Source organism: Hydrogenophaga luteola, assembly GCF_042648585.1.
Lineage (GTDB): Bacteria > Pseudomonadota > Gammaproteobacteria > Burkholderiales > Burkholderiaceae_C > Hydrogenophaga > Hydrogenophaga luteola.
Map to the genome: position 1 here is coordinate 378,864 of NZ_JBHRXX010000005.1, position 22,699 is coordinate 401,562.

19 protein-coding genes are annotated in these 22,699 nt (G+C 70.2%); 14 read left to right on the plus strand and 5 right to left on the minus strand.

The features are described 5' to 3' along the window. The 4 genes from ACFOPI_RS11910 to ACFOPI_RS11925 all read left to right on the plus strand — a co-directional run. On the plus strand, nucleotides 1–875 hold an 875-nt coding region (locus tag ACFOPI_RS11910), incomplete at its 5' end, for a putative Ig domain-containing protein (protein ID WP_382174090.1). After that, nucleotides 875–2,254 (plus strand): efflux RND transporter periplasmic adaptor subunit, encoded by a 1,380-nt coding sequence (locus ACFOPI_RS11915; protein ID WP_382174092.1) that lies wholly within the window; start codon nucleotides 875–877, stop codon nucleotides 2,252–2,254. The genes ACFOPI_RS11910 and ACFOPI_RS11915, both read left to right, overlap by 1 nt. Further along, on the plus strand, nucleotides 2,251–4,368 hold the full coding sequence (locus ACFOPI_RS11920) for an HlyD family efflux transporter periplasmic adaptor subunit (protein ID WP_382174094.1): 2,118 nt from the start codon (nucleotides 2,251–2,253) through the stop codon (nucleotides 4,366–4,368). The genes ACFOPI_RS11915 and ACFOPI_RS11920 overlap by 4 nt, the downstream gene beginning before the upstream one ends. Before the next feature lie 70 nt (nucleotides 4,369–4,438). Further along, a complete protein-coding gene (locus ACFOPI_RS11925; RefSeq protein WP_382174096.1) occupies nucleotides 4,439–4,999 on the plus strand; it encodes a YaeQ family protein in 561 nt (186 codons plus the stop codon). 1 nt (nucleotide 5,000) lies between these two features. Here the strand turns inward: ACFOPI_RS11925 and ACFOPI_RS11930 are convergent, their stop codons facing one another. The 3 genes from ACFOPI_RS11930 to ACFOPI_RS11940 are packed head-to-tail and all read right to left on the minus strand — an operon-like array spanning nucleotide 5,001 to nucleotide 8,446. After that, a complete protein-coding gene (locus tag ACFOPI_RS11930; RefSeq protein WP_382174098.1) occupies nucleotides 5,001–6,320 on the minus strand; it encodes a DASH family cryptochrome in 1,320 nt (439 codons plus the stop codon). Further along, on the minus strand, nucleotides 6,320–7,846 hold the full coding sequence (locus tag ACFOPI_RS11935) for a cryptochrome/deoxyribodipyrimidine photo-lyase family protein (protein WP_382174100.1): 1,527 nt from the start codon (nucleotides 7,844–7,846) through the stop codon (nucleotides 6,320–6,322). Before ACFOPI_RS11935 ends, ACFOPI_RS11930 begins: the two co-directional genes overlap by 1 nt. A gap of 6 nt (nucleotides 7,847–7,852) precedes the next feature. Next, a complete protein-coding gene (locus ACFOPI_RS11940; RefSeq protein WP_382174102.1) occupies nucleotides 7,853–8,446 on the minus strand; it encodes a carboxymuconolactone decarboxylase family protein in 594 nt (197 codons plus the stop codon). A 135-nt stretch (nucleotides 8,447–8,581) separates the two neighbouring features. Here ACFOPI_RS11940 and ACFOPI_RS11945 point away from each other — a divergent pair, with 135 nt between their 5' ends. The 7 genes from ACFOPI_RS11945 to mdoH all read left to right on the plus strand — a co-directional run bounded on the left by ACFOPI_RS11945 (nucleotide 8,582) and on the right by mdoH (nucleotide 17,587). Continuing rightward, the gene (locus tag ACFOPI_RS11945) at nucleotides 8,582–8,920 is read left to right on the plus strand and encodes a hypothetical protein (protein WP_382174104.1); all 339 of its coding nucleotides are present in this window, start codon (nucleotides 8,582–8,584) and stop codon (nucleotides 8,918–8,920) included. Between the two features lie 123 nt (nucleotides 8,921–9,043). Further along, complete coding sequence (miaB, locus tag ACFOPI_RS11950) at nucleotides 9,044–10,387, plus strand: tRNA (N6-isopentenyl adenosine(37)-C2)-methylthiotransferase MiaB (protein ID WP_382174106.1); 1,344 nt, start codon at nucleotides 9,044–9,046, stop codon at nucleotides 10,385–10,387. Nucleotides 10,388–10,391: 4 nt separating this feature from the next. Further along, nucleotides 10,392–11,810, plus strand: a complete 1,419-nt coding sequence (locus ACFOPI_RS11955; protein WP_382174107.1) for a HAMP domain-containing sensor histidine kinase — start codon at nucleotides 10,392–10,394, stop codon at nucleotides 11,808–11,810. Beyond that, nucleotides 11,800–12,480 carry a hypothetical protein gene (locus ACFOPI_RS11960; RefSeq protein WP_382174108.1) on the plus strand — a complete coding sequence of 227 codons (681 nt, stop codon included), beginning with the start codon at nucleotides 11,800–11,802 and terminating at the stop codon, nucleotides 12,478–12,480. Before ACFOPI_RS11955 ends, ACFOPI_RS11960 begins: the two co-directional genes overlap by 11 nt. Continuing rightward, nucleotides 12,477–13,874 carry a sigma 54-interacting transcriptional regulator gene (locus ACFOPI_RS11965; protein ID WP_382174110.1) on the plus strand — a complete coding sequence of 466 codons (1,398 nt, stop codon included), beginning with the start codon at nucleotides 12,477–12,479 and terminating at the stop codon, nucleotides 13,872–13,874. The genes ACFOPI_RS11960 and ACFOPI_RS11965 overlap by 4 nt, the downstream gene beginning before the upstream one ends. 189 nt (nucleotides 13,875–14,063) lie before the next feature. Then, nucleotides 14,064–15,632, plus strand: a complete 1,569-nt coding sequence (locus tag ACFOPI_RS11970; RefSeq protein ID WP_382174112.1) for a glucan biosynthesis protein G — start codon at nucleotides 14,064–14,066, stop codon at nucleotides 15,630–15,632. Then, on the plus strand, nucleotides 15,605–17,587 hold the full coding sequence (gene mdoH, locus ACFOPI_RS11975; protein WP_382174114.1) for a glucans biosynthesis glucosyltransferase MdoH: 1,983 nt from the start codon (nucleotides 15,605–15,607) through the stop codon (nucleotides 17,585–17,587). Before ACFOPI_RS11970 ends, mdoH begins: the two co-directional genes overlap by 28 nt. A 48-nt stretch (nucleotides 17,588–17,635) precedes the next feature. Here mdoH and ACFOPI_RS11980 read toward each other — a convergent pair whose 3' ends face one another. Continuing rightward, nucleotides 17,636–18,262, minus strand: coding sequence for a hypothetical protein (locus ACFOPI_RS11980; RefSeq protein ID WP_382174116.1), 627 nt, complete (start codon nucleotides 18,260–18,262; stop codon nucleotides 17,636–17,638). 46 nt (nucleotides 18,263–18,308) lie between these two features. Further along, nucleotides 18,309–19,679, minus strand: a complete 1,371-nt coding sequence (gene ffh, locus ACFOPI_RS11985; RefSeq protein ID WP_382174118.1) for a signal recognition particle protein — start codon at nucleotides 19,677–19,679, stop codon at nucleotides 18,309–18,311. A gap of 146 nt (nucleotides 19,680–19,825) precedes the next feature. Here ffh and ACFOPI_RS11990 point away from each other — a divergent pair, with 146 nt between their 5' ends. Genes ACFOPI_RS11990 through ACFOPI_RS12000 form a run of 3 tightly spaced genes read left to right on the plus strand, consistent with a single transcriptional unit; the run spans nucleotide 19,826 to nucleotide 22,694 of the window. After that, nucleotides 19,826–20,629, plus strand: coding sequence for a cytochrome C assembly family protein (locus ACFOPI_RS11990; protein ID WP_382174120.1), 804 nt, complete (start codon nucleotides 19,826–19,828; stop codon nucleotides 20,627–20,629). A gap of 4 nt (nucleotides 20,630–20,633) precedes the next feature. Beyond that, nucleotides 20,634–20,873: a PP0621 family protein gene (locus tag ACFOPI_RS11995; RefSeq protein ID WP_382174122.1), complete on the plus strand. Its 240-nt coding sequence runs from the start codon at nucleotides 20,634–20,636 to the stop codon at nucleotides 20,871–20,873. A 27-nt stretch (nucleotides 20,874–20,900) separates the two neighbouring features. After that, entirely contained in the window at nucleotides 20,901–22,694 is a 1,794-nt protein-coding gene (locus tag ACFOPI_RS12000; protein WP_382174124.1) for an ATP-binding protein, read from the plus strand. Nucleotides 22,695–22,699: the final 5 nt, after the last annotated feature.

Genomic DNA, 22,699 nt, shown 5'->3' on the forward strand with positions numbered 1-22,699 from the left:
AGAACTTCACCGGCGACGACTCCTTTGTCGTCACCGTCTCCGATGGCAACGGCGGCAGCGTCAACGTCACCGTGCTGGTCACGGTCACGCCGGTCAACGAGCCCGCGCCTGCGCCAGCACCCGCTCCTTCCCCGGCGCCAGCACCGTCAACGCCGCCTGCACCGCCACCCGTACCACCTGCAGCCCCGGCCCCGGCCCCTGCTCCGGTGGTGCAGGCGCCTGCACCCGCGATGGCACCGGAGCCGGTGGAGCCACCCGCCGAGTCAGCGCCCCAGCGCTTCAACTCCGCATTGCCGGACGCCGGCATGACCAGCCAGTCGCCTCTGGTCCTGGATGTCCTGTCGTGGCTTCGTCCGGACTGGAACACCTCGCCGACGGATCTGCGCACGCAGCCGACCGGGTTCCAGATTCCGGTGGATCCAAACGCCGCAGCGGGCCTCAACCTCAACAGGGAGATCACAGACCAGTTTGTGCAGGGGGGACTGACGACGCGCATTTCGTTGCCGTTCGACACCTTCGTGCACTCGGATGCACAGGCGACGGTCACACTGTCCGCCCAACTGACGAATGGAGACGCGCTGCCCAACTGGATCGTGTTCGACGCCCGCACCGGCGCGTTCTCGATCAAACCACCACCCGGGGTCTCGGAAGACTTCGAGATCCAGATCAGCGCGCGGGACGATCGAGGCAACTCGGTCACCACCAAGTTCAAGCTGCACCTGGGCAAAGACCAGGCGCCCGCAGGGCGTGCCGGACTGAGCGAACAACTGCGGCGGGAGGCACGGGGCGAGATGTCATGGAGTCAGCCACTCAAGTCCCGTGACGGCGCAGCGGCGCCGGACCGCCCGGCGCCAGCGGCGAAGGTACCCGGCTGATGGCCGACGCGCACCACCCGTCGGTGAGCACCGCCCATGCGCTGGCGGTGCTGCTGGACCTATCGCGCCGGGCGCGCAGAGCCGGCTCGATCGAAGAGTTGGGCTTCCTGCTGGTCAACGAGACCCACCACCTCGTGGCCTTCCGGCAGGCGGCGCTGTGGAACGCCGACGCTGGCGTGAAGGCCCTGTCGGGCGTACTGCAACCCGAAGCCAACGCCCCATATGTGCAATGGCTGGACCGGCTGGCGCGCCACCTGGCGGCCACCACCCCGACCCAGGCCGGCACGGTCACCGCCGCCGGCCTGCCCGCCGACCTGGCCGCCGACTGGGCCGAGTGGTGGCCGGCCCACGCGCTGTGGCTGCCCCTGCCGGTACTGTCCGGCCACCCGGCCGAGGCCCTGCTGCTGGCGCGGGACGCCGCCTGGTCCCAGACCGACCTGCAGCTGCTGACGGAATGGACCGACAGCTGGCAACACGCCCAGCGCGTCCTGCAGCCGTCGGCCGCCGCCGGCTGGCGCGGATGGTTTCGCCGCGCCAGACATCAACTGCGGCACGACCCGGCCCGCCCCTGGTGGCGCCAGGCGCGCTCTCGCTGGCTTGCGCTGGCGCTGTTGCTGCCCCTGATGCCGGTCCGCATGACGGTGATGGCCCCGGGCGAGCTGGTCCCTGCCCACCCCGTCACCGTGCGCTCACCGATGGACGGCGTGCTGGACGTGTTCCACGTTCAGCCCAACCAGCAGGTGGAGCGCGACCAGCCGCTGTTCGGCCTGGACGAAGCCCTGATCCAGAGCCGGGTGGCGGTGGCCGCGCAGGTGCTGGCCACCGCCGAAGCCGAGTACCGCCAGGCCTCGCAGCAGGCCCTGAACGACCCGAAGTCCAAGATGCAGCTGGCCCTGCTGCCCGGCAAGATCGCCGAGAAGCGGGCCGAGCTGGAGTACCTGCAGGCCCAGGCCGGCCGCGCCCGCGTCACCGCCCCTCAGGCCGGCGTGGTGCTGCTGGACGACCCGTCCGAATGGTTGGGACGCCCCGTCTCCACGGGCGAACGGGTCCTGCGGATTGCGGCGCCCGATGACCGCGAAGTCGAGGCCTGGCTGCCGATCGGTGACGCCATCCCGCTGGAGACAGGCGACACCGTGCGCCTCTACCTCAGCGCCAACCCGCTCTCCCCGGTGTCGGCGACCGTGCGCTATGTGGCCCACGACGCGGTGCAGCGCCCCGACGGCAGCTACGCCTACCGGCTGCGCGCGACGATCAGCGAGCCGACCGATCAGCGCGTGGGCCTCAAGGGCACCGCCCGCATCGACGGCGGCTGGAGTCCGCTGGCCTACTGGGTGATGCGCCGCCCCCTGGCCAGCCTGCGCGGCACGGTGGGCCTGTGAGCGGCACGCTGGCACTGCTGCGCGAGGACCTGGCGCTGCTGCCCGGTCCGGTGCTGGCCGACGGCCAGCCCAGCTGGACCCTGCACGATCCGGCCCGCAACCTGTTCTTCCGCATCGACTGGCCCAGCTTCGAGATGCTGCGCCGCTGGACGCTGGCAAGCCCGCAGCGCATCGCCGAGGAGGTCTGTGCCGACACCACGCTGCACCTGGACGACCAGGACGTGAAGACGATGGAGGACTTCCTGGTGCGCAACCAGCTGACGGTGCCCGGCGGCCCGGACGCGGCGCGCGAGATGGCGGCGCGGCGGGCGGCCCAGCGCGGCAACCTGGTCAGCTGGCTGCTGCACCACTACCTGTTCTTCCGCATTCCACTGGCACGGCCCGATGCCTGGCTCGGGCGCTGGTCGCCGCTGGCCTCCCGTGTCGCCTCCCCCTTCTTCCTCTGGCTCACCCTGGCCGCCGGCCTGCTCGGCATGGCCGAGGTGATGCGCCACTGGGACGTGTTCACGTCCACCCTGGTCGACCACTTCAACCTGCAGGGCCTGGCGGCCTATGGCGTCGCGCTGTTCGGCGTCAAGCTGCTGCACGAGCTCGGGCATGCGTTCACCGCCAAGCACCACGGCTGCCGGGTGCCCACCATGGGGGTGGCCTTCCTGGTGATGTGGCCGGTGGCCTACACCGACACCAACGACGCCTGGCGCCTGACCAACCCCACCCAGCGGCTGCAGGTGGCCGCCGCCGGCATTGCCACCGAACTGGCGGTGGCCGCCTGGGCCACCCTGGCGTGGGCCTTGCTGCCCGAGGGGTCGCTGCGCTCGGCGGCCTTCGTGCTGGCCACCACCTCCTGGGTCGCGACACTGGCCATCAACGCCAGCCCCTTCATGCGCATGGACGGCTACTTCGTCCTGTGCGACTGGCTGGACTTTCCCAACCTGCACGAGCGCAGCTTCGCCCTGGCGCGCTGGCACTTGCGCGAACGCCTGTTTGCGCTCGGCGAGGAACCACCCGAACACCTGAGCCCGCGCCGGCACCGCGCCCTGCTGGCCTTTGCCTGGGCCACCTGGCTCTACCGGCTGGTGCTGTTCGTCGGCATTGCCCTGATGGTCTACCACCTGTTCTTCAAGCTGCTGGGCGTCCTGCTGTTCGCGGTCGAACTGGCCTGGTTCGTGCTGCGCCCGCTGCGCTCGGAATGGCAGGCCTGGCAGGCCCGCCGCGACGCCATCCGGCGCGGCGGCCGTGGCCCCCGGCTGCTGGCGCTGCTGGCTGGATTGGCGCTGCTGCTGGCGCTGCCCTGGCCCGGACGCGTGCAGGTCAGCGGACTGCTGCGACCGGCCGAGGTCTGGCCGCTGCACGCGCCCAGCGCGGCCCGCCTGGAAGCCCTGCCCTGGAAGAACGGCGACACGGTGCCGGCCGGCGAGGTGCTGGTGCGGCTGGAGCAGCCCGAGCTGCGCATGCGCGAAGCCGCGCTGCGCGCCCGGCTGGACAACCTGCGGTTGCAGGTGGGCGCCTCCGGCTTCGACGCCGACGCACGCCAGCAGTGGCAGGTGGTGCAGGAGGCGCTGACGACCGCCGAGGCCGAATACGCCGCCTTGCAGACCGAGTTGGTGCAGCACGCCCCGACCGCGCCGTGGGCGGGACGGCTGCACGACCTGGACCCGGACCTGCAGGCGGGCCAGTGGCTGGGCAAGCGCGAGCGGCTGGGCGTGCTGGTGCGCGAGGGCTCCCCCTGGCTGGTCGAGACCTGGGTGCCGGAGGAAGTGGTGCAACGCGTCGCCATTGGCGACGAAGCCCTGTTCGTCACCGACTCGGCCAGCGGCCCCGCCGTTCACTTGCGGGTTCAGGGCATCGACCGCGACGCCAGCCGGGTGTTGCCCCGGCCCGAGCTGTCGGCCCAGCTGGGTGGCCATGTGCTGGTGCGGGAGCAGGCGCGGACCATGGTGCCCGAGCGGGCCGTGTACCGGGTGCAGCTCACACCCGTCGATGCGTCCGGCATCGCGTCGTTGCAGCAGCACAGCTGGCGTGGACAGCTCACGATCCGTGTTCGCAGCGAGGCACCGGTGCTGCCCTACCTGCGCCAGGCCTTTGCCGTGCTGGTGCGCGAAACCGGGTTCTGAGCCTGGCCGGGGCTACACTGCCGGCCTCCCCGCTCTTCCGACACGGCCAGGCACTGGCCTGCGCATGCCCATGGCCATCAAGTCCACCATCTTCAAGGCGAACCTGTCCATCGCCGACATCGACCACGGCTACTACGCCGACCATGCGCTCACGCTGGCCCGCCACCCGAGCGAGACCGACGAACGCATGATGGTCCGGCTGGTGGCGCTGGCGCTGCAGGCGCACGAACTCAACGACACCTGCGGCGGCGACGGCACCCTGGCCTTCGGCGCAGGACTGTCGGACCCGGACGACCCGGACGCCTCGCTGACCGACTTCACCGGCCGCAAGCGCCTGTGGATCGAGGTCGGCCAGCCCGAGGACAAGCCGCTGTCCAAGGCCTGCAGCCAGGCCGACGCGGTGATCGTCTACGCCTTCAGTTCGGCCGCCGATGTGTGGTGGAAAGGCATCGAGAACAAGCTGACCCGGCTGGACAGGCTGCAGGTCTGGCGCCTGCCGACCGAGGCGGCGCCGGCGCTGGCGGCGATGGCCGAACGCAGCATGCAGCTGCAGGCGCTGATCCAGGACGGCACGATCACACTCAGCAGCACGCTGGGCAGCGTGCACATCGAACCGCTGCGCTGGAAGTGAGTCACCCGGCGGCGCCGGCGGCCCAGAGGCGCTGGTAGTCCCCGTCGGGGTCGTGCTCGCGGGTCTGCCTGTCGAGATTGAAATGGCGCCCCCCGCGCGGGTCGGTGCCGACGCCGGCGATGTAGGCCCAGTTGCCCTGGTTGCTGTGCACATCGAAGTCGATCAGACAGGCTTCGAACCAGGCCGCCCCCGCCCGCCAGTCGCCGCGCAGCTCGTGGATCAGTGCGCTGGCCACGATCTGCCGCAACCGGTTCGACAGGAAGCCCGTGTGGCGCAGCTCGCGCATCGCCGCGTCCACCAGAGGAAGACCGGTGCGGCCCTCGCACCAGCGGGCGAAGGCCTCGGCGTCGTACGCGGCGCTCGGCGCGGATTGCCGCAGCCCCTGCGTCCGAAAGAGCGCACGGCCATGGCGGCGCAGCATCCAGCGGAAATGCTCGCGCCAGAGCAGCTCGAACCAGAGCCAATAGCTCCCGTCGCTGGCACCCCGCTCGGCCTCCATGGCGCGCAGCTCGACCACCACCTGCCGCACCGAAAGGGCCCCGTTCGCCAGCCAGGGTGACCAGTGGCTGGCGAAGTCGCGTCCGGTCAGCGCGTTGCGCGTGGCCTTGTAAACGGAAGGCCGGTCGCTGGCGAGGTAGCGGCCCAGGTGTTCCCGTGCGGCGGCCTCGTCGCCCCGCCAGGCCGGCAGACCGTAAGGAAAGGACGAGCGCCCGTCGGTGGCGCCCGGGGGCAGGAGGCCGTCCGCGACCGCGACCGCCGGGCGTGGCACGCTGTCCGGCCAGGGCGGCAGGGTCGCCGGCACGGGCAGCGGCGCCGGGGGTTTCAGACCGAGGCGCTCCACGCCCTGGCGGAACGCGGTGAACACCTCGGGCACGGCCTCCGGCGCCCAGGGCAGCTGCGCGGCGTCGAACAGACCGCCATGCTCCACCGCGTCCACGTCCAGCCCCTGCGCGCGCAGCGCCGCCAGCTCGGCCTGTTCCTCGGGGGCATCGATGGCCTGAGCCACCAGACCCACCGCCCGGACCTGTCGGGCCAGGTCGGCCAGCACCTGTGCGAATGCACCGTGGCACACCATGAGGTCGCTGCCCCTATCGCGCAGCGCCTGTCCCAGGCCGGCCAGCGCCTGCGCACGGAAGGCCTGGCGGTGCGGGCCCACACGATCAAAGCCCCAGCGCGTCGCCCCCGGCGCCGACGGCCCGTGCCAGGCCACGGGCAGCAGGGACAGCCCGTCGCGATGGCAACGCGCGATCGCCCGCTGCAGCGCGGGGTTGTCGTGCAGACGCAGGTCGTTGCGGAACCAGGCGATCAGCACGCCGGCCATCAGAACAGCTCCTGCTGCGACCGCTCGGCCGCGCTGCGCCGGCGCGCCGGCTGCTCGCGCCGCCCGGCGCGCGAGGCGTGCCGTTCGACCACCGCCGCCTCGCCCGCCTGCACCTCGGGGCGGGCGCGCAGCGCGTGCACCCGTGCCTTGGCGCCGCGCAGGGCGGTGTCCAGGTCCACCACGGGCATCGGCAGGTCGCGCCCCACCACCACGCCGCAGCGCGCCTGCGTCTCGGCCGGCATGCGCCAGGGCTCGAACAGCCAGGCGTCGGGCACCGCCCGCATCGCGGGCAGCCAGCGTCGCACGAAGTGCCCCTGCGGGTCCTGGTCGCGCGCCTGCTTGACCGGGTTGTAGACCCGCGTGGTGTTGATGCCGGTGGTGCCGCTCTGCATCTGCAGCTGGCTCCAGTGGATGCCGGGTTCGTAGTCCACGAACTGCCGCGCCAGCCAGTGGCCGACGGTGCGCCAGTGCAGCCACAGCGGGTAGGCGGCGACCGAGACCAGCATCGCGCGCATACGGAAGTTCAGCCAGCCGGTCTCGCGCAGCATGGCCACACAGGCGTCCACCAGCGGCCAGCCGGTGCGGCCCTGCACCAGCGCCGCGAAGCGCTCGTCGGACCACTCGTCTTCGCGCAGGCCGTCGTAGCCGCGGTGCAGGTTGCGCCACTCCAGCTCGGGCTCGGATTCGAGCTTCTGCATGAAGTGGCAGTGCCAGGCCAGGCGGCTGCGGAAGGCCTGCAGGCCCTGGCGCTGGGCGCGGTCCAGGGGCGCTGCGGCCAGCAGCGCCTGCGTGGCCTGGTCCACCTCGCGCACGCTCAGGTTGCCCCAGGCCAGGTGGGGCGAGAGGCGCGAGCAGGCGTCGGGCGCGGTCAGGGGTGAGGACATGCCGCGCCGGTAGTCGGCCCCACCCTCGGCCAGAAAGCGCTGCAGCGCCAACAGGCCCTCGGTGCGGCCACCGCGCTGGCGCTGCGGCGCATCGGCATCGGTCAGCACGGCCGCGAGCGCATCGCGCGGCGGCGGCTCGTTCCACGGAAGATCGACGTTCAGCCAGCGCGGTGGCGGTTCGGCCACCGGCGCGGCCATGAAGGCGTCGCGCCGCGCCTGCCAGCCGTCGCGCTCTCGCAGGCCCCGCACCACGCCGTTCTGCGGCCACTCGCGCCAGGCCACGCCGTGCGCCCGGCACCAGCGCGCCACGGCGCGGTCGCGCCCGAAGGTCCAGCCGTTGCCGGTTTCTTCGTGGGCGTGCAGCGCCTCGATGGGCTGCAGCGCGTGCAGGCGGTCGAGCACCGCCACAACGTCGCCCACCACCACCTGCAGGCGTGCGTCGCGTTCGGCCAGCGCACGGCGCAGGTCGCGCAGGCTTTCGCGCACGAAGCCCCATTGCCGCGCCGACGCGTCGGGCTGCGCCCACAGCGCGGGTTCCACCACATACAGGCACAGCACCGGGCCAGCGCGCGCCGCCTCGGCCAGCGGCAGGTGGTCGTGCAGGCGCAGGTCGCGCTTGAACCAGACGACGCGCACGCCCATGCGACCTCAGCTGCCGTGTTTGCCGGCCGACCAGCCCTGTCCGCCCAGGGTCTGCACCGCCAGCTGTTCGGGCACCGCCTCCAGCGGCGTGGCCATGGTGTCGTTCCAGCGGTTGAGGAAGGCAAACATCGCCACCACCCCCAGCAGTTCGACGATTTCGCCGTCGCTCCAGTGCCGCTGCAGTTCGGCGAACTGCTCGTCGGTCACGGCGTTGGGCTGGGCGGCGGCGGCCAGGGCAAAGTCCAGCGCCAGCCTCTCTTTGTCGCTGTAGTGGGGGCTGGTGGCATAGGTCCAGACGTCGGCCAGCTTGGCCTCGCTGACGCCGAAGTTCTTCGCCCCCAGCAGGGTGTGGGCCTGGCAGTACAGGCAGCCCGACACCTTGCTCACCACATGCCCGATCAGGCGGCGGAAGCCCAGGTCCACCTCGCCCGCAGGGTCCATCACCGCCGCATTCATCACCGCCAGCGCCTGGGCCAGTTTGGGCTTGCGCTGCATGGTCAGCACGCTGTTGGGGGTGAACCCGAGGGTGCCAAGAAAGAAGTCGAAGTGCGGCTTGAGTTCGGGCGTGGTCTCAGGCGGCAGGGGCGGCAGACGGGCCATGCGTTCTCCACGGAGTGACAGAAAGAAGGGCACTGTACAAAGGACGGCGGCGGAGCGCCGCCACCGACCGCATGCCCCCATGAGACAATCGGCACCCCTGATTTCAGCCTCTGGATCTACACCATGAACCGCTGTGTGACTATCCTTTCCCGACGGGCCCTGCTGGCCCTCGCCGGCCTGGGTCTGTGTTCGCTGGCCCTGGCCCAGAACGCCCCGCGCAACTTCCCCGCCAGCGCCTTGCGCGGCACCCTGGTCGTGACCCAGCCGCCGGTCATCACGATGGACGGCAAGGCTGCCCAGCTCTCACCTGGCGCCCGCATCAAGGGCCCCGACAACCTGCTTGTGCTCTCCGGCGCCATCGTCGGCAAGGAGCTGCTGGTGAACTACACCGTCGAGTCCCACGGCATGGTCCACGAGGTCTGGATCCTGACCGAAGCCGAAGCGGCCGAGAAGCGCAAGCGCGCCGGCCAGTAACCCCTCCAACCCCACCACTGCAGGACCCCTGTCCAGCACACGCCGTGGAACCGGCTCCGCCGGGCCACAGGCGTGGTCCCCCTTCCAGGGGGAAGCCGCGCCAGCGGCGCAGGGGGTAGCCATATGTCTAAAAAAGTCTTTATCAAAACCTTCGGCTGCCAGATGAACGAGTACGACTCGGACAAGATGGCCGACGTGCTCGGTGCCGCCGAGGGCTTCGAGAAAACCCAGGACCCCGAAGAGGCAGACCTGATCCTGTTCAACACCTGCTCGGTGCGCGAGAAGGCTCAGGAGAAGGTGTTCTCCGACCTAGGCCGGGTCAAGCACTTGAAGAAAAAGGGCGTGCTGATCGGCGTGGGCGGCTGTGTGGCCAGCCAGGAAGGCGCCGAGATCATCAAGCGCGCGCCCTTCGTGGACGTGGTGTTCGGCCCCCAGACCCTGCACCGCCTGCCCGAAATGCTCAAGGCGCGCGGCCGGCTGAACCAGCCGCAGGTGGACATCAGCTTCCCCGAGATCGAGAAGTTCGACCACCTGCCGCCCGCGCGCGTGGAAGGCGCCTCGGCCTTCGTGTCCATCATGGAAGGCTGCAGCAAGTACTGCAGCTACTGCGTGGTGCCCTACACCCGCGGTGAAGAGGTCAGCCGCCCGTTCGAGGACGTGCTGGTGGAAGTGGCCGGCCTGGCCGACCAGGGCGTCAAGGAAGTGACGCTGCTGGGCCAGAACGTCAACGCCTACCGCGGCCAGATGGGTGACACCGATGAGATCGCCGACTTCGCGATGCTGATCGAGTACGTGGCAGACATCCCCGGCATCGAGCGCATCCGCTACACCACCAGCCACCCCAACGAGTTCACCCAGCGCCTGATCGATACCTACGCCAAAGTACCCAAGCTGGTGAGTCACCTGCACCTGCCGGTGCAGCACGGCTCGGACCGCATCCTCATGGCCATGAAGCGCGGCTACACCGCCATGGAATACAAGAGCACGATCCGCAAGCTGCGCGCGATCCGCCCCGACCTGTCGATGAGCAGCGACTTCATCGTCGGCTTCCCGGGCGAGACGGAAGAGGACTTCCAGAAGATGATGAAGCTCATCACCGACGTCGGCTACGACAGCAGTTTTTCCTTCATCTTCAGCCCGCGCCCCGGCACCCCCGCCGCCAACCTGCCCGACGACACGCCGCACGAGGTCAAGCTCAAGCGCCTGCAGCACCTGCAGGCCACGATCGAAGAGAACGTGCGCCGCATCAGCGCCAGCCGCGAAGGCACGGTGCAGCGCATCCTGGTCGAAGGTCCGTCGCGCAAGAACGCGGCCGAGCTGATGGGCCGCACCGAGTGCAACCGCATCGTCAACTTCGACGGCGGCCCGAACAGCACTCGCCTGATCGGCCAGATGATCGACGTGAAGATCACCCAGGCGCTGCCGCACTCGCTGCGTGGCGAGGTGCTGCTGCGCGAGCCCGCCTGAACCCATGAAGTGGCTGCGCTTTTCGTTCCCGCAGCTGCTGCTGCTGGCGTTCCTGCTCATCGGCGCCCTGCTGGGGGCCAGCGCGTTGCGCGCGCTGTTCACCCTGGAAAGCCTGATGGCGCAGAGCCGGGACGGGGCGACGCAGGCCATCGAGCTCTCCACAGCGGCGCAGTCGCTGTCGGAACGCAGCGTGGCCATGGAGCGTTCGGCACGCCAGTCGCTGGTGCTGCGCGACGCGCAGCTGCGTCAGCGCTTCGAGGAAGCCTCGGGCCAGGCGCGCGACATCCTGGTGCGGCTGCAGGACAACGAGGTCTCGCCCGACCTGGTGCGCAGCTGGCGCCAGCAGCTCGATGAGGTCACCGCCCTGCTGGACGGGACCCCCGAAACCGCGCTGGACCGTGAGCGCGAGGTGGCCCGCGCCTTCCGCGAACTGGACGGTCACAGCGCCGCCATCGCCCAGCAGGTGCAGGCCATCATCGGCGGCCGCAACGCCTCGCTGCAGACGCGCTTCGAGCGCAACCGCCAGCAGCTGGCGATGCAGGTGGGCGGATCGATCACGCTGGCGGTGGCCATGGCCATCGGCTTCGGCATCTGGCTGGCGCGCCCGCTGCGGCGGCTGGAAAAAGCCATCGTCGGCCTGGGCGAGAACCGGCTGGACGAACCCATTGAGGTGCCCGGCCCGCCCGACATCCGCAGCGTGGGCCAGCAGCTGGAGTGGCTGCGGCTGCGCCTGACCGAGCTGGACGCCGACAAGGCGCGCTTTCTGCGCCACATCTCGCACGAGCTCAAGACGCCGCTGGCCTCGCTGCACGAAGGCGTGGCCGTGCTGGGCGACGGCGTGGCCGGCTCGCTCAACCCCGACCAGGCCGAGGTGGTGCGCATCCTGCAGGGCAACACCCAGGCACTGCAGCAGCAGATCGAGGCGCTGCTGCGCTTCAACGCCGCCGCCTTCGAAGCGCGCCAGCTGCGCCGCGAGTCCACCGACATGCGCGCACTGGTGGAAAGCCAGGTCGAGGCCCAGCGCCTGCGCTGGCAGTCGCACCAGCTCGATGTGCAGGTGGAGGGCCCCGACGTGGTGCTGCCGGTCGACCGCGACAAGATGGCCTCGGCCATCGGCAACCTGCTGTCCAACGCGATCCGCTTCTCGCCCTTTGGCGGACAGATCCGCGTGGCGCTGGCCACCGCAGCCGGCCGCGTGCAAATCGACGTGCAGGACCAGGGCCCGGGAGTGGCGCCCGACGACCGGGGCCGCATCTTCGAACCCTTCTACCGCGGCGAACGACAGCCCGCCGACGCGGTCAAGGGCACGGGCATCGGCCTGTCCATCGTGCACGAGTACATTCTGGCCCACGGGGGCCGCATCGAACTCCTGCCCGACGGCCCCGGCGCCCACTTCCGCATCGAACTTCCCCATGCATCCTGACCTCCGGCCCACGCGCCTGCGCCGCACCGCCACACCCCTCAGGGCCCTGCCGGTGCTCGGCCTGGCGCTGGTGCTCGCCGCCTGCAACACCCCACCCGGAGCTCCGGTCGGCCTGCCGCCACCACCACCGTTGCCCAGTTCCGCACCCGAACAAGGCCCGCAGCCGCTCATCCCGCCACCGCCGCCCCCCGAACCAGCGGCCGCCTCCCGCGGCACGGCGCCTGCCACGCCGCCAGCCGCCACCTCGCCGCTCGCGGCGGCCCTGCTCTACGCCGACCGCCTGCGCACCATGGGCCCAGGCGAACTCGCAGCCGAGCAGGCCCAGATCGGAGAGCCCGGCGCCTCGGCCGAACGGCAGATGCAGCTGGCCCTGGTGCTGTCGCAGACCCACGTGCCCGTCGACACCGCACGCGCGCTTGGCCTGCTGCAGCGGGTGGCCGCCAGCAATGCGCCCGAAGCCATCGAGCTGCGCCCGCTGGCGCGGCTGCTGGCCGGCCGGCTGCACGAGGCCCGGCGGCTGGAGGACCAGGCCGACCGGCTGGCGCAGCAGCTGCGCGAATCGCAGCGCCGCATCGACGTGCTCAACGACCGGCTCGAAGCCATGCGCGCGATCGAGCGCAGCCTCACCCCGCGCGTGCCCGCGCCCGGGGGCAACCGTCTGCTGCCATGACCACCAGCCCGGCCCGCGCCCGCCTGCTGGTCGTCGACGACGACGCCGACATGCTGCGGCTGCTGTCCATGCGGCTGGGCGCGGCGGGCTACCAGGTCACCGCGGTCGGGTCCGCCGAAGCGGCGCTCAGCCAGCTCGACATCGACCGCCCCCAACTGGTGCTTTCCGACGTGCGCCTGCCGGGCAAGGACGGCCTGGCACTGTTCGACGAGATCCGCAACCGCCACCCCTCGCTGCCGGTGATCCTGCTGACCGCCCACGGCACCATCCCCGATGCGGTCGAGGCCACCAGGCGCGGCGTGTTCACCTACCTCACCAAGCCCTACGAAGCCAAGGAGCTGCTGGAGCGCATCGCCCAGGCCCTGGCCCTGAGCGCGCCCACGCTGCCCGCCAGCCCGGCCGACGAGACCTGGCGCGCCGAGATCGTCAGCCGCTCCAGCCGCATGGCCGACCTGCTGGCCGAAGCGCGCCTGGTGGCGCAGGGCGACGCCAGCGTGCTGCTGCGCGGCGACAGCGGCACCGGCAAGGAGCTGATGGCGCGCGCCATCCACCGCGCCAGCCGGCGTGCGCGCAAGCCCTTCGTGGCGGTGAACTGCGGCGCGATTCCCGAAGCCCTGCTTGAATCCGAGCTGTTCGGCCACATGAAGGGCGCCTTCACCGACGCCCATGCCAACCACAAGGGCCTGTTCCAGGCGGCCGATGGGGGCACCCTGCTGCTCGACGAGATCGGCGACATGCCGCCGGCGCTGCAGGTCAAGCTGCTGCGCGTGCTGCAGGAAAAGGCCGTGCGCCCGCTGGGTTCCAGCCAGTCGATCCCGGTGGACGTGCGCATCATCTCGGCCACACACCGCGACCTCGAAACTGCCATGGCCCAGGGCCAGTTCCGCGAAGACCTCTACTACCGCCTCAACGTGGTGACGCTGCACCTGCCGACCCTGGCCGAGCGGCGCGAGGACATCCCCCTGCTGGCCAACCACTTCCTCGCACAGCTGGCCGCCAAGTACGGCAAGCGCAGTTCCGGGTTTGCGCCCGAGGCGCTCAAGGCCCTGACCATGGCCAGCTGGCCGGGCAATGTGCGCCAGCTCTACAACGTGGTCGAGCAGGTCTGCGCACTCTCGACCACGCCGCTGGTCTCGCTGGCCCTGGTGCAGCGCGCGCTGCGCACGCCCTCGGTCGAGGTGCTGAGCTTTGCCGAGGCGCGCCAGCGCTTCGAGCGCGAGTACCTCGTCGACCTGCTGAAGATGACCGACGGCAACGTCGCCGACGCGGCCCGGCTGGCGCAGCGCAACCGCACCGAGTTCTACCGACTGCTGCAGAAACACGCGCTGACGCCTGGCCTGTTCAAGAGCGATGCCGAAGGTGGCGACGGAACAGACCCTGTCGCCGCTTTGTGACAAGCACAAAGCTTTGATTCATAAAGATTTTTCCCCGTCGTCGGCTGACGCTGTCGCCGAACGGCGACAAAAAGGACCTGTGCACGGCCCTTTTCCCGCCTGAAGCGGTGGCTCTGCACCGACTTTGCAGATAAGTCGTTGATTCTTTTGCGAATTTTTGACCTGGCATAGGGTTTGCCCTTAAAGGGCATGCCTTGGTCAACCATTTCCCGTATTTCTTCTTCGCGCGCGCTCCAGCGAGGCCTGGGTGCGCTGCTGTTTGCGTGGCTGGCCGCGGGCTGGAGCGCGGTTCATGCCATGGACTGGAACGCCCTGGGCGAACTCGCCCGCCAGCGCGCCCAGGTGCCGTTTCAACCGGTTGGCGACAAGCTGCCCGCCGACCTGGCCGCGCTCGACTACGACCAGATGCGCGACATCCGCTTCCGCACCGAGCGCTCGCTCTGGCGCGACCAGTCCCTGCCGTTCGAGGCCCAGTTCTTTCACCTGGGCCTGTACCAGAAGCAGGCCGTGCGCCTGCACGAGCTATCGCCCGAGGGCGTGACCGACCTGCCCTACCGCAGCGCCGACTACAACATGGGCCGCAACACGGTCGACCCGACGGCCTGGGGTGACCTGGGGCACGCGGGCTTCCGCCTGCACTACCCGCTGAACAACCCGGCCTACAAAGACGAACTGGTGGTGTTCCTGGGCGCCAGCTACTTCCGCGCGCTCGGCGCCGGCCAGCAGTACGGTCTGTCGGCGCGCGGCCTGGCCATCGACACCGTGGGCGGCCAGGGCGAGGAATTCCCGCGCTTCACCGACTTCTGGCTGCAGCGCCCGGCGCCCGGCGCCACCGAGGTCACCGTGCTGGCCCTGCTGGACTCGCCGCGCGCCAGCGGCGCCTACCGTTTCGTGATCCGTCCCGGTGCCAGCACCACCATGACCGTCACCTCCCGGCTGTTCCTGCGCGTGGGCGCCAGTCCGGTGAACACCCTGGGCCTGGCGCCGCTGACCAGCATGTTCCTGCACGGCGAGAACCAGCCCAACGCGAACGACTTCCGCCCCGAGGTGCACGACTCCGACGGTCTCATGATGCACACCGGCGACGGCGAGTGGCTGTGGCGCCCGCTGCAGAACCCCGCCCAGATCTCGGTCAGCAGCTTCACCATGCGCCAGCCGCGCGGCTTCGGCCTGATGCAGCGGGACCGGCGCTTCGCCAGCTACGAGGACATCGAGGCCCGCTACGAGCGCCGGCCCAGCGCCTGGGTGCGCCCGCTGGGCGACTGGGGCGCGGGCCGTGTCGAGCTGGTGCAGTTGCGCACGCCCGACGAGACCCACGACAACATCGTCGCCTACTGGGTGCCGGCCACGCTGCCGGAGCCCGGCCAGCCGCTGGACTTCGCCTACGAACTGTCCTGGCAGGGCGATGCCCAGCAGACCCCGCCCGGTGCCTGGGTGGTGCAGTCGCGCCGCGGCTACGGCTACACCAAGCTGAGCGCCGGCGAACAGCAGCGCCAGCCGCAGTTCGTGCTCGACTTCGCCGGCCCGGCGCTCGAGGCCCTGCCGGCCGATGCCGCCGTGCGCGCCGTCGCCAGCGCCGATGCCAACGGCCGCATCGTCGAAGCCCTGGCCTACCCCAACCCCACCCAGCGCGGCTGGCGCGTCACCCTGCGCGTCGAGCGGCTCGACCCGGCCCGTCCGGTCGAGCTGCGCGTCTTCCTCCAACACCAGAACAACACCCTGAGCGAAACATGGACACACGCCGTCTTGCCCGAGTGAGCGCGCCCCTGCACGCCCGCAGCCTGTTGCGCGAAGAGCGCCACCCCAACGCGGTGACCGCACCGCCGCTCAACCGCGGTTCCATGGCACCCCGGCCCTGGCGCGGTTTCTGGAACAGCCTGGGTACAGGCGCGCTGGCCACGGCCAGCCGCCTGCTGCCGCCCCGCGAGCCCCGCACCGTCGTGCCCATGGCCGAATGGCAACGCGCTGCCGAACGCCGCCGCCTGGCCTTCCTGCTGCTGACGGTGGTGAGCACGGTGCTGGCCGCGGTGCTGTTCAGCGCCGCCCATCCACCGGGCAGCACGCCCTGGCTGCAGGGCCTGTACACCGTTCTGTTCGTGGTGCTCTCCGTCTGGGTGGTGACCGGCTTCGTCACCGCGCTGATGGGCGCCTGGGTGATGCTGTTCGGCGACCGGCACTCGATCTCGGCGGCCTCTGTGCGCGACCACGCGATGAACCCCGAGGCGCGCACCGCGATCATCATGCCGATCTGCAACGAGGACGTGGCCACCGTGTTCGCCGGCCTGCGCGCCACCTGCGAGTCGCTGGCATCCACCGGCCACGCGCGCCAGTTCGACGTCTTTGTGCTGTCCGACAGCAACGACGCCTCGATCATCGGCGCCGAGCGCGAGGCCTGGGAGCAGCTGCGCGCCGCCCTGGTGTCGCAGCCCGGCCAGCCGGCCGTGGAGGTCTATTACCGCCTGCGCAAGCGCCGCACCCACCGCAAGGCCGGCAACGTGGCCGACTTCTGCCGCCGCTGGGGCAAGGACTACCGCTACATGGTGGTGCTGGACGCCGACAGCGTGATGAGCGGCAACTGCCTGACCTCGCTGGTCAAGCTGATGGAAGCCCACCCCGACGCCGGCATCATCCAGACCGCCACCCAGGCCATCGGCCACCAGACCCTGCACGCCCGCGCCCAGCAGTTCGCCAGCCGTGTGACCGGCCGCCTGTTCACCCTGGGCATGCAGTTCTGGCAGCTCGGCGAGTCGCACTACTGGGGCCACAACGCCATCATCCGCATCGAGCCCTTCATGCAGCACTGCGCGCTCGCGCCGATCAAGGGCACGGGCGGCATGGCCGGCGGCATCATGAGCCACGATTTCGTAGAGGCCGCCCTGATGCGCCGCGCCGGCTACCACGTCTGGCTGGTTTCCGACCTCACAGGCAGCTACGAGCAGCAGCCGCCCGACCTGCTGTCCGAGCTGCAGCGCGACCGCCGCTGGTGCCAGGGCAATCTGCAGAACGCGCGCCTGATCGCCGAACCCGGCCTGCACCGCGTGCACCGCGCCATGTTCGCCATCGGCACCATGTCCTACCTCTCGGCCCCGATGTGGCTGGCCTTCCTGCTGCTGGGCATGGCCATGCTGGTCTCCGGTCCCAGCCTGCCCGACGCCTGGCAGGCGATGCCCGGCAAGGCCGGCGGCCTCTGGGCCTGGACCCTGTGCCTGCTGTTCCTGCCGCGCGTGCTGGGGGTGCTGGCCGTGCTGCTCAAGGGCGAGCAGCGCAGCTACGGCGGCACCGGTCTGCTGCTGGGCAGCGCCGTGCTGGAAAGCGTGATGGCCGTGCTGCTGGCCCCGATCCGTATGGTGGGTCACTCCATCTTTGTCGTGGTGGCCATCACCGGCATCAAGCTGGAGTGGAAGTCGCCGCCGCGGGAAGCCGTGGGCGTGGCCTGGGGCGATGCCCTGGCTCGCCTGGCGCCGGTGTCGCTGGCGGTCGCCTCGCTGCTGGCGCTGGCCAGCCTGATCAACCCCGACGCCCTGCCCTGGCTGCTGCCGGTGGCCCTGCCGCTGCTGCTGTCGGTGCCCGTCACGGTGCTGACCGGCCATGTGGGCCTAGGCACCTGGGTGCGCAACCGCGGCGCGCTGCTGATCCCCGAAGAGTCGTGGTCGCCTGCCGTGCTGCGCCGCGCCTGGCGCCATGCCAGCCGCCTGGCGCTCAAGGCCGCGTAAACCACTCGCCCGCGAACACCCCAAGCCGCCCCGCACGGGCGGCTTTTTTCATGATTTGGGCGGTTGCAGGTAGCGCTGGTCCGACCAGGTCGCCAGCCACTGCGGCACGAAGGCCACGAAGATGGCGCCGAACATGCCGGTCAGAAAGGCGTCGCCCCATGCCATCAGCCAGCGCGCCACCAGGGACTGGTCGCGGGCGGGCTCATCGGCCAGCCACTGCAGCCCCTCGAACAACAGACCGGAGAGAAACACCGCGGCGGCGGTGCCCACGAACGCACGCCCCAGGGTGTAGACAAACGGGTTGGGGGGCAGCCAGCGGCGCAGCACCGCCCCGATGCCCAGCGCCAGCGTCGCCGGCACCAGCCCGATCCAGACCCACTGCTGCAGCACCGCCAGCGGCGCCGCCTGCCCCACGGCCCAGACCACCACCGCGATACCGGCCAACACCAGCACCGCCAGCGGCCAGCCGAGCATCAGCACCAGCAGGCAGGCGCCCGAGAGCTGCACCTGCAGGCCCTGCGGCATCTTCTGCGGCAGCAGCCACAACCAGGGCAGCAGCGCCAGGGACGCCAGCGCGGGCGTGAACAGGGGGCCGCGAAGCATGCGCCAGGGCCGCAGCCACAGCGCCACCGCCACACAAAGCACCGCGATCAACAGGTTCAGGGCCGTCCACATGGGACGCGAGTATGGGCGGGGGAGCGCGTGATCTGCTTGACTTCGGTCAACCCATGCCGGGCAGCTTGGGCATGCCTTTCATGCCGCCCATGCGCTTCATCATCTTCATCAGCCCGCCGCCCTTCATCTTCTTCATCATGCCCTGCATCTGCTCGAACTCCTTGAGCAGGCGGTTGACTTCCTGGACGTGCACGCCGGCACCGGCAGCGATGCGGCGCTTGCGCGTGGCCTTGATGATCTCGGGCTTGCGGCGCTCGGCCAGCGTCATGCTGCAGATGATGCCTTCCTTGCGCTTGATGTCCTTCTCGGCACGGCTGAGGTCGGCCTCGCTGGCCTTGGCGGCCAGGTTGCCGGGCAGCTTGTCCATCAGGCTGGACAGGCCGCCCATCTGCTTCATCTGTCGCAGCTGGTCGAGGAAGTCGTTGAGGTCGAAGCCCTCGCCGCTCTTGACTTTGGCGGCCAGCTTCTGCGCGGCCGCCATGTCCACACCGGCGGTGACCTGCTCGACCAGGGCCACGATGTCGCCCATGCCCAGGATACGGCCGGCGTGGCGCTCGGCGTCGAACACCTCCAGGCCGTCGATCTTTTCGGACACACCGGCGAACTTGATCGGCGCGCCCGTGACCTGGCGCACCGACAGCGCAGCACCACCGCGCGAGTCGCCGTCCATTTTGGTCAGGATGATGCCGGTCAGCGGCAGCGCTTCCTTGAAGGCCTTGGCGGTGTTGACCGCGTCCTGGCCCTGCATGGCATCGACCACGAACAGGGTTTCGACCGGGTTGAGCGCGCCGTGCAGTTCCTGGATCTCGCGCATCAGCGCTTCGTCAATGGCCAAGCGCCCTGCGGTATCCACCAGCAGCACATCCACGTAGTGCTTCTTCGCGTAGTCCAGCGCGGCGCGCGCAATGTCCAGCGGTTTCTGGTCGGGCGAACTCGGGAACCACTCGGCCCCGGCCTGCGCCGTCACGGTCTTGAGCTGTTCGATGGCGGCCGGGCGGTAGACGTCGCCCGAGACGGTCAGCACCTTCTTCTTGCGCTTCTCGATCAGGTGCTTGGCCAGCTTGGCGGTGGTCGTGGTCTTGCCCGCGCCCTGCAGGCCGGCCATCAGGATCACCGCCGGCGGCTGGGCCGCAAGGTTGATGTCCGACACCCCATCGCCCATGGTGGCCGCCAGTTCGCGGTTGACCACGCTGACCAGCACCTGGCCGGGGGTGAGCGAACCCACCACGTCCTGGCCCAAGGCTTTTTCCCTCACGCGGGCGATGAAGTCGCGCACCACCGGCAGGGCCACGTCGGCCTCCAGCAAGGCCATGCGCACCTCGCGCAGCATGTCGGTGACGTTGCTCTCGGTGATGCGGGCCTGGCCCCGCATTTCCTTGACGATGCGTGACAGGCGGTCGGAAAGGGCTGAGGCCATGGTGCGGTGTGGAAGTGGGGGTGATGGCGGTGTGACGCCAGGGTCCGGTCGCGTGGCGGAACCGGCGGTTCGCACGGCCAAGACGCTTTAAACTCCGAAGGCGATTTTAGCCGCCCGCCCATCGGTCACCGGCCGCCATTACCCTCATGACCTTCCTGCCCGCCCTCACCTCCAACCCGCCCGCAGCGCTGCTGTCGGCGGTCGCGGCGCTGGCGTACGCCTTTCTGGCATGGGCGCATCCCAGGTTGACGGAAAAGCAGACCCGGGGCGTGCTGGCCACTGCCTGGGTGCTGCACCTGTTCGTGCTCGGCACCGCCCTGCTGGAAACGCCAGCCCGCTTCGGATTCGCCCCCGCGCTCTCGGTGACGGCCTGGCTGGTGCTCACGGTCTACCTGATCGAGAGCCGCATGTACCCCCAGCTCAAGGCCCGCTGGACGCTGGCGGTGCTGGGCACCCTGGCTGTGCTGCTGGCGCTGTTTTTCCCGGGCGCGCAGTACCACGCCCTGTCGTCCAGCTGGATGCCACTGCACTGGGCGCTGGGCATCGCCTCCTACGGCCTGATCGCTGCCGCCGTCGTCCACGCCTGGCTGATGCAGCGTGCCGACAAGGCCATGCGCATGGGCACCACCGGCGAGACCACCATGCCGCTGCTGACCCTGGAGCGCCTGACCTTCCGCTTCGTGGCCGCGGGCTTCGTGCTGCTCACCGCCACGCTCGTGGTGGGCGGGTGGTTCTCCGAGCTGATCAACCAGCGCTGGGTGTGGAATCACAAGACCGCGTTCTCGGTGCTGGCCTGGCTGACCATGGGCGTGTTGCTGCTGGGGCGCTGGCGCCTGGGCTGGCGCGGCCGGGTGGCCATCCGCATGCTGTACCTGGGGGCCGGCTTCCTGCTGCTGGGGTATGCCGGCTCGCGCTTCGTGCTCGAAGTGGTGCTGCAGCGCGCCGGGTGACCCGATGAAATACCTGCTGGTCCTGCTGGTGCTGCTGTTCGCGTTCTGGATCTGGCGCAACAACCGCCAAAACGATGAACGCAACGACAACGCGCCCAAGACCAGGGCGCCGCGCGGTCCGGTGGCCATGATCGCCTGCGCCCAGTGCGGCACCCATGTGCCCGAAGCGGAAGTGGTGCAAGGCCACCGGGGCCGCTACTGCTGCGCAGAACACCGCCGCCAGCACGAAGCCTCGGTGCGGTGATGCGCGGCACGCGGCCCCTGCTCTGACATGCCCAAGGAACCGCATTCCCATTTCGCTCCGTCCTGGTTTTCCACACTGGAAGCCGGCGGCAACGCGCAGGACCGTCACCACCAGGTGCGGGCCTACGTGCGCCTGTGGCGCGCGTTCATGCGCGCCCGGGTGCTCATCGCCTTCGTGCTGCTGGCGCTGCAGGTGTTTCTGCTGCGCAGCCCGGGCGCCGGACCATCGTGGCTGGTGGCAGTGTGCGCGCTGCACCTGAGCGCGGCGCTGGCCGTGCTGTTCATGACACGCCCTCCGGCCCCGGGGCAGGCCCTGGGCGTTCAATGGCTGCTGACCATCGGGGTCGACCTGACCGTCTTCAGCGTGCTGCAGTACTTCGAGCAGGCCGGCATCAACTACACCCCGCTGTTCGCCCTGCCGGTGCTGATGGCCTCCATCCTGGGCTCCATGACGCTGGCACTGGCCACCGCGGCCGTGGTCACGCTGTTCCTGCTGGGCGAAGCTGCGATCAGCGCCCCGCTGCTCAGCGAGGTGTCGACCTCACGCTTCCTGCAATCGGGTCTGACGGGGACCGGCTTTTTCCTGGTCGCCTTCCTGGCCAGCCAGCTGGCGCAGCGGCTGGCGCGCGAGGAGGCCCGCGCCCGCAGCAGCCAGGCCGCCGCCCGCACCCAGGCCCAGGTCAACGAGCTGATCATCGAGAGCCTGAGCGAAGGAGTGCTGGTAGTCGACCGCCACGGTGTGGTGCGCAACGCCAACCCGGCGGCGCAGGGCATGCTCATGGGCGAGGCCTACCCCCATGCCGCCAAGCTGCTGCTGTCGGCGCGCTCCGGCTGGGAAGAGCTGGCACGACTGGTGGACCAGACCTTCCTGCGGGGCCAGGAGCTCGAATCCGAGGTCCGTGTGGACCTGGACGAACTCACCACCCACCGCCTGTTCGCGCGCACGCGGTTGACCAGTGCCCACAGCGCACGCCCCACCGAGCTCTGCGTGCTGTTCCTCGAAGACCTGCGCGAGGTCGAGGCGCGCGTGCGCACCGAAAAGCTCGCCTCCATGGGTCGCATGTCGGCCGCCGTGGCACATGAGATCCGCAACCCGTTGTCGGCCATCAGCCAGGCCAACGCGCTGCTGGACGAAGAGGTCACCGAAGCCGGGCAGAAGCGCCTGACGCGCATGATCGACCAGAACGCGCAGCGCCTGGCCAAGATCGTGGACGACATCCTCAACGTGGCCAGGGCGCAGCCCAGCCAGGGTGAAACGGCGCCCGCCCTGCCCCTGGACCAGACAGTGCGCTACATCACCCACGAGTGGAACCGCGGGGCGCAGGCCCAAGGCGTGCTGGGTGTGCACCCTCACGCGCCGGGCGTGCACATCGCGTTCGACCCCGAGCACCTGCGGCGCCTGCTGATCAACCTGCTGGACAACGCCCTGCGCCACGCCAGCCGGCGCCCCTCTTCGGTGCGGGTGATCACGCAGCCCAGCGGGCACGACCGGGTGCGCATCTCGGTGTGGAGCGACAGCGCGCCGCTGGAACCGGGCGTGCTCAAGCACCTGTTCGAACCCTTCTTCTCGTCCGAGAGCCGGTCCAGCGGGCTGGGCCTGTACATCTGCCGGGAACTGTGCGAGCGCTACGGTGCGCAGATCGCCTACCAGCGCAGTCGGCTCGACCAGAAAGAGGGCAACGAGTTCTACATACTGGCCCCGACCCTGCAAGGCGGCGCGCGGGCCCCGGTCCAGCAGAGCCTGACCTATCCTCCTGGGGACTCGATGCCCCCCCCTTCGCGCCCGTCCACCAACGGACCCCCGTCCCTGTCCACGCTCTGAGCGCC

Bases quoted from the DNA above. Each gene is read 5' to 3' on its own strand.
- ACFOPI_RS11965 (WP_382174110.1), top strand. From the start codon at position 12,477: ATGACCACCAGCCCGGCCCGCGCCCGCCTGCTGGTCGTCGACGACGAC.
- ACFOPI_RS11925 (WP_382174096.1), top strand. From the start codon at position 4,439: ATGGCCATCAAGTCCACCATCTTCAAGGCGAACCTGTCCATCGCCGAC.
- ACFOPI_RS11980 (WP_382174116.1), bottom strand. From the start codon at position 18,262: ATGTGGACGGCCCTGAACCTGTTGATCGCGGTGCTTTGTGTGGCGGTG.
- ffh (WP_382174118.1), bottom strand. From the start codon at position 19,679: ATGGCCTCAGCCCTTTCCGACCGCCTGTCACGCATCGTCAAGGAAATG.
- ACFOPI_RS11960 (WP_382174108.1), top strand. From the start codon at position 11,800: ATGCATCCTGACCTCCGGCCCACGCGCCTGCGCCGCACCGCCACACCC.
- ACFOPI_RS11990 (WP_382174120.1), top strand. From the start codon at position 19,826: ATGACCTTCCTGCCCGCCCTCACCTCCAACCCGCCCGCAGCGCTGCTG.
- ACFOPI_RS11970 (WP_382174112.1), top strand. From the start codon at position 14,064: ATGCCTTGGTCAACCATTTCCCGTATTTCTTCTTCGCGCGCGCTCCAG.
- ACFOPI_RS12000 (WP_382174124.1), top strand. From the start codon at position 20,901: ATGCCCAAGGAACCGCATTCCCATTTCGCTCCGTCCTGGTTTTCCACA.
- ACFOPI_RS11930 (WP_382174098.1), bottom strand. From the start codon at position 6,320: ATGGCCGGCGTGCTGATCGCCTGGTTCCGCAACGACCTGCGTCTGCAC.
- mdoH (WP_382174114.1), top strand. From the start codon at position 15,605: ATGGACACACGCCGTCTTGCCCGAGTGAGCGCGCCCCTGCACGCCCGC.
- ACFOPI_RS11955 (WP_382174107.1), top strand. From the start codon at position 10,392: ATGAAGTGGCTGCGCTTTTCGTTCCCGCAGCTGCTGCTGCTGGCGTTC.
- ACFOPI_RS11935 (WP_382174100.1), bottom strand. From the start codon at position 7,846: ATGGGCGTGCGCGTCGTCTGGTTCAAGCGCGACCTGCGCCTGCACGAC.
- ACFOPI_RS11915 (WP_382174092.1), top strand. From the start codon at position 875: ATGGCCGACGCGCACCACCCGTCGGTGAGCACCGCCCATGCGCTGGCG.
- ACFOPI_RS11995 (WP_382174122.1), top strand. From the start codon at position 20,634: ATGAAATACCTGCTGGTCCTGCTGGTGCTGCTGTTCGCGTTCTGGATC.
- miaB (WP_382174106.1), top strand. From the start codon at position 9,044: ATGTCTAAAAAAGTCTTTATCAAAACCTTCGGCTGCCAGATGAACGAG.
- ACFOPI_RS11940 (WP_382174102.1), bottom strand. From the start codon at position 8,446: ATGGCCCGTCTGCCGCCCCTGCCGCCTGAGACCACGCCCGAACTCAAG.